The organism is Neorhizobium sp. PAMB6630, assembly GCF_058242775.1.
Genome location: NZ_CM177836.1, coordinates 3,210,555 through 3,223,180, shown reverse-complemented (window position 1 = coordinate 3,223,180; position 12,626 = coordinate 3,210,555). Strand labels below are relative to the sequence as shown.

General features: G+C 59.4%; 10 protein-coding genes. 5 read left to right on the top strand and 5 right to left on the bottom strand.

The annotated features are described in order from the left end of the window. Positions 1-14 precede the first annotated feature (14 nt). The 3 genes from AC4CWF_RS15370 to AC4CWF_RS15360 all read right to left on the bottom strand — a co-directional run bounded on the left by AC4CWF_RS15370 (position 15) and on the right by AC4CWF_RS15360 (position 3,784). Positions 15-1,319 carry a UDP-glucose dehydrogenase family protein gene (locus AC4CWF_RS15370; protein WP_491282508.1) on the bottom strand — a complete coding sequence of 435 codons (1,305 nt, stop codon included), beginning with the start codon at positions 1,317-1,319 and terminating at the stop codon, positions 15-17. Positions 1,320-1,441: 122 nt separating this feature from the next. Continuing rightward, the gene (locus AC4CWF_RS15365; protein WP_491282507.1) at positions 1,442-2,875 is read right to left on the bottom strand and encodes a mannose-1-phosphate guanylyltransferase/mannose-6-phosphate isomerase; all 1,434 of its coding nucleotides are present in this window, start codon (positions 2,873-2,875) and stop codon (positions 1,442-1,444) included. Positions 2,876-3,133: 258 nt separating this feature from the next. After that, a complete protein-coding gene (locus tag AC4CWF_RS15360) occupies positions 3,134-3,784 on the bottom strand; it encodes a sugar transferase (protein WP_491282506.1) in 651 nt (216 codons plus the stop codon). Between the two features lie 561 nt (positions 3,785-4,345). Between AC4CWF_RS15360 and AC4CWF_RS15355 the strand changes: the two genes are divergently transcribed. Then, the gene (locus AC4CWF_RS15355) at positions 4,346-4,876 is read left to right on the top strand and encodes a DUF992 domain-containing protein (RefSeq protein ID WP_491282505.1); all 531 of its coding nucleotides are present in this window, start codon (positions 4,346-4,348) and stop codon (positions 4,874-4,876) included. A gap of 93 nt (positions 4,877-4,969) precedes the next feature. On the opposite strand, the gene AC4CWF_RS15350 is transcribed toward AC4CWF_RS15355, so the two are convergent. Next, complete coding sequence (locus AC4CWF_RS15350) at positions 4,970-5,869, bottom strand: methylenetetrahydrofolate reductase (RefSeq protein WP_491282504.1); 900 nt, start codon at positions 5,867-5,869, stop codon at positions 4,970-4,972. A gap of 359 nt (positions 5,870-6,228) precedes the next feature. Here AC4CWF_RS15350 and AC4CWF_RS15345 point away from each other — a divergent pair, with 359 nt between their 5' ends. The 4 genes from AC4CWF_RS15345 (at position 6,229) to ligM (ending at position 10,688) form a co-directional block, all read left to right on the top strand. After that, entirely contained in the window at positions 6,229-7,200 is a 972-nt protein-coding gene (locus tag AC4CWF_RS15345; RefSeq protein ID WP_491282503.1) for a VOC family protein, read from the top strand. A 90-nt stretch (positions 7,201-7,290) separates the two neighbouring features. Beyond that, positions 7,291-8,139 (top strand): formyltetrahydrofolate deformylase, encoded by an 849-nt coding sequence (gene purU / locus AC4CWF_RS15340; RefSeq protein ID WP_491282502.1) that lies wholly within the window; start codon positions 7,291-7,293, stop codon positions 8,137-8,139. A 146-nt stretch (positions 8,140-8,285) separates the two neighbouring features. Then, positions 8,286-9,020 carry a GntR family transcriptional regulator gene (locus AC4CWF_RS15335; protein WP_491282501.1) on the top strand — a complete coding sequence of 245 codons (735 nt, stop codon included), beginning with the start codon at positions 8,286-8,288 and terminating at the stop codon, positions 9,018-9,020. Between the two features lie 255 nt (positions 9,021-9,275). Continuing rightward, on the top strand, positions 9,276-10,688 hold the full coding sequence (gene ligM / locus AC4CWF_RS15330) for a vanillate/3-O-methylgallate O-demethylase (RefSeq protein WP_491282500.1): 1,413 nt from the start codon (positions 9,276-9,278) through the stop codon (positions 10,686-10,688). A 208-nt stretch (positions 10,689-10,896) separates the two neighbouring features. Here the strand turns inward: ligM and AC4CWF_RS15325 are convergent, their stop codons facing one another. Beyond that, positions 10,897-12,450, bottom strand: a complete 1,554-nt coding sequence (locus AC4CWF_RS15325) for an HWE histidine kinase domain-containing protein (protein WP_491282499.1) — start codon at positions 12,448-12,450, stop codon at positions 10,897-10,899. Positions 12,451-12,626: the final 176 nt, after the last annotated feature.

Sequence of the window (12,626 nt, the reverse complement as noted above, 5' to 3'; positions counted from 1 at the left end):
GCGCTGCGACCAGATCAATCGGCCTTGCCGACGCCGTGGTAGGTGAAGCCGTGGGCTTCCACTTCGGGCGCGCGGTAGACATTGCGCAAGTCGACGAAAACAGGTGTGTCCATGGTCGATTTCAGTCGCGCCAGATCCAGCGCACGGAACTCGTTCCATTCCGTCACCAGCACCAGGGCAGACGCACCTTCGGCTGCCTGGTAAGGGCCGGAGGCAAAGTCGATGTTGAGCAACTGGCGAGCGTTCTCAATACCTTCCGGATCATAACCGGAGACGATAGCGCCGGAATCCTGCAATGTCTGGGCAATGGCAATGGCGGGGCTGTCGCGCATGTCATCCGTGTTCGGCTTGAACGTCAGGCCGAGCAGCGCAATCTTCTTGCCGCGGACGTCGCCGCCGAGAGCATTGATCACGCGGCGTCCCATGGCACGCTTGCGATTGTCGTTGATGGCAATCGTCGTTTCGATCAGACGAACGGGGCTGTCATGATCCTGCGCCGTCTTCACCAGTGCCAGCGTGTCCTTGGGGAAGCAGGAACCGCCGTAACCCGGCCCCGCATGCAGGAATTTTGCACCGATACGCCCATCAAGGCCGATGCCGCGCGACACGTCCTGCACATCCGCGCCAACCTTTTCGCAAAGATCGGCCACTTCGTTGATGAAGGTGATCTTCATGGCAAGGAACGCGTTTGCCGCATACTTGATCAGTTCGGACGTGCGACGGCCGGTAAAGACCAGCGGCGACTGATTGAGGTAAAGCGGCCGGTAGACTTCCGTCATCACGCTGCGGGCTCGCTCGTCGGACAGGCCGATGACGATGCGGTCGGGACGCTTGAAGTCGTCGATGGCGGCACCTTCCCGCAGGAATTCCGGGTTGGAGACGACGGCAAAATCAGCGGTAGGGTTGGTCTCGCGAATGATCCGCTCGACCTCGTCGCCCGTGCCCACAGGCACGGTTGACTTGGTGACTACGACGGTGAAGCCCTTGATCGACTGGGCAATTTCCGCGGCCGCCGCATAGACGTAGCTCAGATCGGCATGACCGTCGCCGCGTCTCGAAGGGGTGCCCACAGCGATGAACACCACATCCGCCGCTTCGACCGCCGGGCCGAGATCCGTCGTAAACGACAGGCGACCAGAGGAGGCGTTGTTGCCCACCAGCAGATCGAGGCCCGGCTCATAGATCGGCATCACGCCCTTGTTCAGCGCGGTGATCTTTTCCTCGGCCTTGTCGACGCAGACGACCTCGTGGCCGAAATCGGCAAAACACGCACCCGATACCAGGCCGACATAGCCTGAACCAACCATGACTATTCGCATATACTATTCCTCATCAAGACGGATTTCCCGGAATTGTCTCGGTCGTCTCGCAACGCCGGGAATGATAATTCAGGGTCGATTGAAAGTGCTTGTGATGCAATCCTCGTGAGCCTGCGGAGGGCTTAAACCTTGTCGCGCCCAAACTCATCCTCTATGCGCACGATATCATCCTCGCCGAGATAAGATCCACTCTGTACTTCGACCATTTCCAGCAGGATCTTGCCGGGGTTGTGAAGCCGATGCAACTCGCCTTGCGGAATGTAAACAGACTCGTTCTCGCGCAGGAGTTTCACTTCGCTGCCGACAGTGACTTCGGCGACACCCTTGACGCAGACCCAGTGTTCGGCGCGGTGATGGTGGCGCTGCAGCGACAGCTTTTTGCCCGGCAGGACGAATAACCGCTTGACCTGAAAACGTTCGCCGTTGAGCAGCGACGTATAGCCACCCCAGGGGCGATAGGAGGTCGGATGCGTTTCCGTCAATGCGGATGTCGTGGCAGCCGATGCCAGTTGCTTCACCAGCTTGCCGACCTCCTGGCTATCCTCCAGCCTGCCAATATAGACCGCATCTTCACTGGCAATAACGGCAACATCCTTCAGGCCCTGTACGGCAAGATGGCTGGAGCGCGAGATGATCAATGAATTTTCGGTGTTGATCACAGTTGCATTGCCCAGCACGACATTGCCGCCGGCATCCTTTTCGCCGAGTTTCCACACGGCATCCCAGCTTCCCAGGTCCGACCATGCGAACTTCGAGGGAACGACAGCTGCGTTCGCGGTCTTCTCCATGACGGCATAATCGATGGAAATATCCGGGCTTGCCGAAAAACTCTTGGGGTCGAGGCGGATGAAATCCAAGTCGCGACGGGCGTTTTCGACGGCGGCGAGGGCAGCTTCGGCAACCTTGGGGGCAAATTGCTGGAGTTCCCCAAGCAGGAGATCAACCCGGCACATGAAGATGCCGGAATTCCAGTAGAACCCGCCCGCGGCAAGCATTTCCTCGGCGCGTTCAAGCGCCGGCTTCTCGACAAAACGCTTGACGGCACGAGCGCCCGTTTCCAGGGTTTCGCCTGCTTCGATATAGCCATATCCGGTTGCAGGCTCCGTCGGCGTGATGCCGAACGTCACGACCTTGCCCGAAAGTGCTGTCCGGTGGGCAAGCCGGATGGCATCCAGATAGTCCGCGCCTGCGTCGATTTCGTGATCGGACGCGAGAAGCTGCAGGACGGCCTCCGAGCCGAACCGCTCGCCGAGGAAAGCGCAAGCCGCAGCGATGGCCGGCGCGGTGTTGCGCGCCACCGGCTCCAGAAGGATGCCCGACAGTTCCAGTCCCGCTTCACGTGCCTGCTCCGCCACCAGAAAACGAAAGTCCTGATTGGTGATGACAACAGGGGCTTCATAGATGTCGCGGTCTGCCACCCGCTCCAGCGTCAACTGGAAAAGCGTCTTGTCGCCGGTCACCTTTATGAATTGCTTGGGCGCACTTGAGCGCGACAGGGGCCACAACCGCGTTCCCTTTCCGCCAGCCATGATGACGGGAATGATTTTCTGGCTCATGTCGATCTCCGGCAATGATATGTCGATCTGAACTGGCCGCACGGCCAGACCTGGAGCGGCAGCAGAATTGGCTTATTGCCTCGGCCGCCGCAAGTCCTGAGCGGCGACACCGTAAACATATTCCATGCCGAGCAGCTCCGCTGTGTCGTCAAGAATTGCGGCCAAAGAGCAATTATGACCGCACTGCTGGGCAATCCTGTTGGTGCGTGATGAAAGATGTTGCGCCACAATGCAAGGGCTCTCTGGCGAGAGGCCTCGTCAGAAACCCTGTCCGCCGGACAACTCGGAACGGATGGTGCCGATAATGATTTTCAGGTCGAGCCATATGGAAAAGTTTTCGACATAATAGAGGTCGCAGGCAATCCGGGCACGTGCCTTGGAGGGACGGTCGGTCGGTCCGCGTAGGCCGCGCATCTGCGCAAGACCAGTAATGCCGGGTTTCAGAAGGTGACGGCGATGGTATTGCCGTACGAGTTCCTCGTAAGGCACGCCTGCCGCCAGCATGCCGATGGCATGGCAACGAGGGCCGACCAGAGACATTTCGCCCTTCAGCACGTTCAGCAATTGCGGAAGCTCGTCAATATTGGTGCGGCGAATGATGCGGCCCATGCGGGTGATGCGCGGATCGTCCTTCACCGTCTGATTTACGCCGCTCGGATCGCAGCGGTCCGTATACATGGAGCGGAACTTGTAAACCCGGATCGGCTTGCAACCCTGGCCCCAGCGCGTCTGCTTGAAAAGAACCGGACCCTTGCTTTCCAGGCGGATGATCAGCGCTACCAGAAGCAGCAATGGCGCCAGCACGATGAGCGCAGCCAGAGAAGCTGCAATATCAAGGCACCTCTTCAGGCACAGATGAAGGGCCTTGCTGACCGCAGACCTGTTTTCAAACCGGCCTTGTTCAGACACATCACCTGGATAAGACCAAAGCGAAGCCACGTGGTCAAAAGCCACAAGAGGTTCTTCCTTGTGCATATCAGTCGCCGCCACTGAAACCACCCCACTCAATATTGAAAAGCAAATAAACAGCTGAATTCAATACTTCATATTCCGGATCATAATCAGTGTCACCTATTAATTTAATGGATCGTAAAACATATTCCAAAGCAAATCGAAATGTGTGGCGAATCCGGTACAGGGATTTTCAGAAGAGATTTGGCTGAAGGAATTATGAAAGCGTAATATACGCCGTGGAAAATCCATGACAGATCTAAGCCGCTGGACCGGCTCCGGGTGTCAGCCTCCGGCGTGCTTGATGGGGTTCGTCTGTCAGTCTTTCAGTCCTTCGACACTGCTGCCGTGATAGCTGGATAAGTCTGCTCGCAGGCCGTTGGGTCTCTCGATGTGTCTTTGCGGCCCTCTTTTTGCCATGCGGTGGGATCAATCGTGGAACACATGCGTTTAAGCGTCATGTGTCGTCGGGTGGCAAAGCTGCCCGAAGGCCAAGAACAAGATGATTGGAGTACAGGGATGAATAAGAGTGTTGCTGCGGCTTTGGCTGCCGTTACCGTATTGCAGGGTGCAGGTGCTGCGCTGGCGGCTGATGCCGTGCGTTATCAGGATCGTGTGCCGGAATATTCCGAAGGTCAGCGCGGCGGTGTGCGGATCGGGTATCTCGATTGCGCCATCGAAGGCGGCGTCGGTTACGTCATCGGGTCTGCCAAGGCTGCGACCTGCGCCTTTACCTCGACAATGGGCGGTGAACCTGTCGAGCAGTATACCGGCACGATCCGCAAGATGGGTGTCGATCTCGGCTTCACCACCAAGAGCCGCCTGATCTGGGCTGTCTTTGCGCCGACCGCCGGTTATCATCCGGGTTCGCTTGCCGGCCTTTACCAGGGCATTACGGCGGAAGCGACCGTGGTGGCAGGCGTTGGTGCCAATATTCTCGTTGGTGGCACCTCGGGCTCGATCCATCTTCAGACGGTCAGCGTGACCGGACAGCTCGGCCTCAATGTCGCAGCAACAGGCACGTCGGTTACGCTGACGCCCGCGTCCTGATCGGCGCCTGAACTATACATCGCTATAATGACGACGGCAGGCGGATCATTTGCCTGCCGTTTTTCTTGCTCTGTTTTCCTCAGGGGGGTGGTGTCAGCTGCGGCTTTCGCGCTTACACCAGTTTGCGGCCGGCTCGATGCCGCCGAGCGGGAAGACGTGGATGCGCTCGATCAGGCTTCCAGGATTTTCGCGCTTGTATCGTTCCAGTGCTGCCACCAGTTCGGTCGGTTCATAGGGAACGAGCAGGCGGGTCACGTCCATCGCGCGCTTCTGCAGGACTTTCAACGACGGTCCGACGCCGCAGGAGATGGCGTATTTGATCAGTGTCTGGATTTTTGCCGGCCCGGCAATCCCCACATGGATCGGCAGCGTCACCCCGAGCGCTGCAATGCGTTCCGCCCAGGCCGTCACGCCAGCCGCATCGAACGCAAATTGCGTGGTGATGGCCATGCGGGCATCGGTACGGTTTGCGTAATCCTGCTTGGTTGCGAGCGCCCGGTCTATGACGGTGGTGGAGCCGTCGCGGTCGATGTCGCGGTTGCCCTCCGGGTGGCCGGCCACGTGCAGGTCGGTAAAACCCATGGCGTCGAACAGGCCGGTCTCGATCAGGTCGAGCGAGCTTTCAAAACTGCCGCGCGGGCTTGAATTTCCGCCGGCCAGAAGCAGCGCCTGGCGCACATCGGCCTCGCTGCGATAGCGGTTGAGCAGATCCTCAAGGGCGGCCCGGCTTTCGATGGAGCGTGCCGGGATATGTGGCATCACGGGAAAACCCTCGCGGTGAAGCCGTTTGGCGGTCGCCACCATGTCTTCCACCGGCGTGCCCTCGATATGGGCGATGTAGACGCGGGTACGCTCCGGCAGAAGCGTCCTGAAATCGGCGATTTTTGCCGCCGTGCGCGGCATGACCTCGATTGACCATTGGTCGAGGAGGCGCGGCGAACGGACAGCACTTTCCTCCGTGGCCCGGTCCTGCTGGTTGATGCGCATATCCATCCTCATCCTCCATAACTCCCGGAGATAAATGTATACATGAAATTACCGGGTCGTAAATCAAGATTCAGTTTAAGCCGATAAAATCCGGCGTTTCGGCGTTTTTGGACGTCAGGAAAGACGATTTCCGCAGCTGCATGGAAATTCATGTATTCATAACTTGCGGTCCTCGCCAGCTTCTGGCAGTCTTGACGTTGAAGGGCAGGGTGCCGTGGCACCTTCCTTGCAATCGCGCCCGCGTTTTTTAACGTGAGGGTGCGGTGCATGCATAGTGTCTTGGGAGGGACGGTTATGAATGCAGTTTTCGGACAGGCGCTGTTTTTGCGCGGGGTGTCGCGACAGGTCGGGAGAGGGCGCCGGTCATGAGCGAACCCTGTTTTGATGTCGCGCATCTCGGTCATGTCGAGCTTTATACCGACCGTTTCGAGGAAAGCCTCGCCTTTTTCACGCGGGTTTATGGCCTGACGGCGACATTCTCCGATGAGGACACCGCCTATCTGAGGGCATTCGACGATTACGAGTTTCACACGCTGAAGCTCACCCGCCACCACACGACGGGCATCGGCCATGTCGCCTACCGCACCAGTTCGCAGGCAGCACTCGATCGGCGGGTCGCGGTTATCGAGGCCATGGGCTGCGGCATCGGATGGGTGGACGGTGATGAGGGCCATGGCCGCGCCTACCGGTTTCGCGATCCCGATGACCACATCTTTGAACTTTACTGGGAGACGCGCGTCTATGAGGCGCCGCCTGCCGAAAAGCCGGCGCTGAAGAACATTGCCCAGCGTTATCATGGGCGCGGTGCTTCGCCGCGCCGGCTCGATCACCTGAACCTTCTGGCAAAGGATGTCAGCAAGATCCGCGATTTCATGGTGGAAGCGCTTGGCAGCCGGGTGACGGAACAGATCCTGCTCGACAATGGCCGGCTCGGCGGCTGCTGGTTCACCGTCAACAACAAGACCTATGACATCGCCTATTCGGAGGATCACACCGGCGCCACCGGCCGTTTCCACCATGTCACCTATGCGGTGGATCAGCGCGAGGACATCTTGCGCGCCGCCGACATCTTTCTCGAAAACGGCGTGCATATCGAAACGGGCCCACACAAACACGCCATCCAGGGCACGTTCTTTCTTTATGTGTGGGAGCCCGCCGGCAACCGGGTGGAGCTTGCCAATGCCGGGGCGCGCCTCATCCTGCGGCCGGACTGGCCGACCGTGACGTGGACGGAGACCGAGCGCAAGAAGGGCCAGGCCTGGGGCCTGAAAACCATAGAGACCTTTCACACCCACGGCACCCCGCCAGTCGTGCCAGGGGCCGCGTCAAAGGCGTGATGCCATGGCGCACAGCGCCACGCGAAGGCCGCTTGACGGGCTGAATTTTGCATGATGAGCGGTGGCATCCGCCGTTCCGGAGGAAAATTGATGAGCGATTACATCCTGACGCTGCGGTGTGACAATCGCAGCGGCATCGTGGCAGCCGTTGCGGCAAAACTTGCCGCGCATGGTGGTGATATCACCGAGGCGCACCAGTTCGATGATGCCGAAACCGGCATGTTCTTCATGCGCGTGGCCTTTCGCATGGAGGCCTCCCCCGATGCGGTGCGCGCAGCCCTTCAGGCCGAAATTGCCGGTTTCGGGCTCGATATCACGCTGCGGCCGGCCGGTGAGAAGCGCAAGGTGCTGCTGATGGTCTCCAAATTCGACCATTGCCTGGGGGATCTTCTGTATCGCACGCGGATCGGCGAACTGGCGCTCGATCCGGTCGCCATTGTCGGCAACCATCCGCGCGAGGCGCTGAACCTCACGCTGCTCGGCACTATTCCTTATCACCACCTGCCGGTGACGAAGGAAAACAAGGCGCAGCAGGAGGCTGCCATCCGCCGTCTGGTGGAAGAGACCGGTGCTGAACTGGTGGTTCTCGCGCGCTACATGCAGATCCTCTCGGATGAGTTTTCCGGCTTTCTGTCCGGCCGCTGTATCAATATTCACCACAGTTTCCTGCCGGGCTTCAAGGGCGCAAAACCCTATCACCAGGCGCACACGCGCGGCGTCAAGATGATCGGCGCCACCGCCCATTATGTCACCGGCGATCTCGATGAAGGGCCGATCATCTGCCAGGATGTGGAGCCCGTCAGCCATGCCGATACGCCTGACGACCTGGTGCGAAAGGGCCGCGATATCGAGCGGCGCGTGCTGGCCCGCGCCGTCTCCTTCCATCTGGAGGATCGCGTGCTGATCAACAAGCACAAGACGGTGGTGTTTACGAAATAGGCTGTAGCGCCTGCATCCCTGTATACAGGCCATGATGTGCAGCAGGGCCCCACGGCCTCAGCCGTTGATTGTCATTCCTTTTTTGCACGTGATATGGATACAGGAATGCAGGCGTGGCCTGTGAATGGGGCGGGGGCTGATCGTTGATGAAGCAGGTAGAAGCGGCAACACATGGCAGGCGCGCGGTGATCGAACTTCGCGAGCGGATCCTCAGCGGCGAAATCGCTGGTGGAACGCGCCTGTTCGAGGTGCCGCTTGCCGAGCTTCTGGAAATTTCCCGCACGCCGGTCCGCGAGGCACTGTCACGGTTGGCCGAGGAAGGTCTGCTGGACCGGCTGCCGAGCGGCGGCTTTATCGTGCGCCGTTTCGGGCTGGCCGATGTGGTCGATTCCATCGAGGTGCGCGGCGTGATGGAGGGCATGGCAGCGCGCCTTGCTGCCGAACGCGGCGTGGAACCGGCCCTGCTTGCCGACATCAAGCAGACGCTGGCGCAACTGGACGGCTGTTTCGGCGACATGCCTGATGACGTGAATTTCGACGTATACGCCGATCTCAACGCCATCTTTCACCGACAGATGGCCGGCCTCGCCGGGAGTGACGTCATTCGCCGCGAGGTGGAGCGGGCAAGTGCGTTACCCTTTGCCTCGCCCTCTGCCTTTCTGCCGGATCGGTCCAATATCGCAACCTTCCGCCGTTCGCTGCGCACCGCGCAGGAGCAGCACCGGGCGCTGATCCGCGCCGTGGAGCAGCGCGAGGGAAGCCGCGCCGAAGCCATCGCGCGCGAACATGCCCGCACTGCCCGCAACAATCTTGAATACATTTTGCATGAAGAGCCGCAGCTGTTCGACAAGGTGAAAGTGCTGGCGCTGGTGCAAAGCTAGGCCTTTTTCCAAGTAGCCATGAATTCGGCGCTGATCCGGATTGTGAGCCGGTTAACGGCCGTCCGGGCCATTTTTAGATGAAATACCCCGCCAGCGGCTTCAATGCACGGTCGGGCGCTGCCATTCGGCGCGTTTGAAACGATGCCTCCGCATAAAACCAAATCTTGCCGCGTGGCGATTTTTGGGCTTGCAAAATTTCCTCACCCGTCGTTCTGTGTATACATAGATATCGTCACCATGGGAGGAGACCCGGATATGGCATCGAGTTTGAGCAGCGTTCTCGAAGGTTCACGCAATGCGGTGGAGCTTTTGCGCAATTCCCGCACGGGCATGTATGTATACCCGGTGGTGACGCCGGAGTTTACCAACTGGCGCAGCGAGCAGGCCGCCTGGCGCAATTCCGCCGTGCTGTTTGACCAGTCGCACCATATGGACGAGTTGATCGTCGAAGGGCCGGAGGCGGAAAAATTCCTCAGCCATCACGGCATCAACGCGTTTTCGAATTTCGGCCTCAACCGTGCCAAACATTTCGTGCCGGTCACGCCGAACGGCCATGTCATCGGCGACCACATCATCTTTCGCGAGCGCGAGGACAAGTTCATCCTCGTCGGGCGCGCGCCGACCTCCAACTGGCTGATGTTCTGCGCCGCTTATGGGCAGTGGAACGTGCGCATCAAGCACGATCCGCGTTCGCCGTCGCGCCCCGAGGGCGAACGCGTCCTGCGCACCCATTATCGTTACCAGATCCAGGGGCCGGACGCGCCGAAGATCTTTGAAAAGATGAATGGCGGGCCGATCCCCGACATCAAGTTCTTCCATGTCGACTGGATCAATGTCGGCTCCAAGAAGGTACAGGCGCTGCGCCACGGCATGTCCGGCGCGCCGGGGCTGGAAATCTGGGGCCCTTACGAGGACAAGAGCTACATCCTCTCCTGCATTCTGGAAGCGGCCAAGGATGCCGGCGTCGATCTCGTGCGCTGCGGCAGCCGCGCCTATTCCACCAACACGCTGGAATCGGGATGGATCCCGTCACCGCTGCCGGGCATCTATACAGGCGACGGTATGCTCGCCGCCTATCGCGACTGGCTCGGCGCCGACAGCTATGAGGCCATGGGCTCGATCGGCGGCAGCTTCGTCTCCGACAATATCGAGGATTATTACGTCAACCCGTTCGAGCTGGGTTACGACTTCTACATCGGCTGGAAAAAGGAAGACTTTATCGGAAAGGCGGCGCTCGAAAAGATGAAGGCTGCCAACAACCGCAAGAAGGTCACCTTCGAGTGGAACGCCGAAGACGTGGTCGAGGTCATCGCGTCGGCCTTCCGTCCGGGTGAAGACCACTATAAGTGGATCGATTTCCCGCAGCCGAACTATGCCTCCTCCAGCGCCGATCTCATCCTGCGCGACGGCAAGAAGGTGGGCATGTCGATGTTCAACGGTTATTCCTACAACGAGCGCAGCATGCTCTCGCTCGGCGTTGTCGATGCCGATGTGAAGGAAGGCGAAATCCTGACGCTGGTCTGGGGCGAACCCGATGGCGGCACCGCAAAAACCTCCGCCGAACCGCACAAGCAGGCCCATATCCGCGTGCGCGTTTCCCCCACCCCTTACGCCGCCCAGGCCCGCGAAAGCTACGCCGACAGCTGGCGCACCAAGCGCGCCGGCTAAGCGATCATCAAACGCCCCATCAACGAACGGCGCCCAAGGGGCGCCGTTTTTGTGTGGGGTTGCGGGCAGGGGATTTGGGACGATGAAGCCGCGACGGCGGGAGCGCGAAAGGCGCAGACAAGATCCGGCTTGAAGGTTCGGGAAAATGGACCCGCCCCAGCCGCAAATACCGTGACGCCGACCTTGCGACGGAAAAACCCTCTTCCGATCAGCCGGAATGCGCGTTTGATGCGTCTGTGCTCTCCGCGTGTGACTGAGGCAAAGGGATGCTGATCCGCATGTGGTATTGATCGGTTTGTGAGACAGAAAGCTCGCCCTGCCATTTTCTTTCCACAAGCTGCTTGATGAGCTTTGAACCGAACCCGCCCGCCAGCGCCTCGGAAGAGACATCCGCCGATGAAACAGGGTCAATCCACTGCACGACAAATCGGGAGCCGTCCGGAGAGGTGATGGTGCGCCACTCCAGGGTCAGAACGCCCTCTTCTTGCGCCAAGCTGCCGTATTTGATGGAATTGGCGCACAATTCGTTCAGCACCAGGCCAAGGTCGAAGCTAAGCTCCGCTGGCAGCAGAACATCGTTTCCTGCCATCCGAATTTTGTCGGCGAACGGCAAAAGGGTTTCTTCGGCCACTTTCTTGAACCGCGTGTTGGTCCAGCCTTGCTGCGAAATTGCATGGTTTGTGCGGGCGAGAGACGACAGTCTTTGATTGAAAGCCGCGCGCGCCTTGTCTGGATCGCTGGAGTGACGGAATGTCTGGGTTGCGATTGAACTGACGAGTTGCAGCATATTGCCGGCGCGGTGGGACATTTCGCGGATCAACAACGTACTTTGCGCCTTTGCATTTTCCTGCCGGACCGCGTTGGATATGATGACGGCGAGCGACAGGAGGAAATTTGCGTCGCCCTGGTCGAAGGCTTGATGTTGCCTGGCGTGAATGCCGAAGACGCCGTAGGCCCGGCCATCAGCGCCGGCGATTGTCACGCTCATTCCACTGACAACACCATGTGCCTTGAGCAGGTCCGGTCCCGAAAACCGCGTCTCCGTTGCAAGATCCTCAACAACGACCAGTTCGCCGGACTTGAGAGTATAGCCCGCCTGGGATTCCCGCTCCGTGCCAACAGTCGCGACACCCACAAGGCCGTCTTGCCACCCTATCCCGGCAACCAGCTTGAGTTTCTCTGCCGAATCCTCGAACGCAAGGATCTTCGTCAGCGGAACGTCCAAGCCATCAGCGGCAGCTGCAACAGCCCTTTCCAGTATCGTCTGAAAGCCAACATCGCGGAATGCCAGCTGGCCCGTTTCGGCAATCGCGGTCTGCTGCTTGAGACGCCTTTTTGTCTCCGCCAATGCCTGCTCGATCTCACGTTCCAGCCGTTTGCGTTGCGTGATTTCAAAGGCGGCGACACTTGCCGCAACAACCTGCCCCTGGTCATCCGTCAGCGGCGACCACGTCTCCATCCAGAACCGCTGTTCTGCGGGGTCGGCTGCAGCCTCACCCGCAACTTCAAACGGCCCCACAGGTTCTCCGGTGCTTATCAACGTCTTCATGATCCGGCGCGCCGCTGGTTCGAACTCAGGGACGACGTCGGATACTGCACGCCCAACGTGTTCTTCAGCGGCATAACCGTTAAAGGAAGCCATCGTTTCATTGACACGGATAAATCGCAGATCGCTGCTGATGACACACAGGCCAACCGGGGCCGCATCGTAATCACTCGGCGCTACAGGATTGGCCGCCGTCTCCGCCACAGTAGAACTCATCTCAGTCTCCGTTGGACGTGCCAATAGCAACGGCCATGCATTCGCTCGGTTCTGTTTTAAGTTATCGCCAAATCGCTCGCAACGATAGGTTTGCAGTCTCGCCAGCACCGCCTTTTATTTCTGCTGGCAGGTGAACAGTCAGGCGCAGAGGCCCCTGCCATTCGACGGCGCTGGAG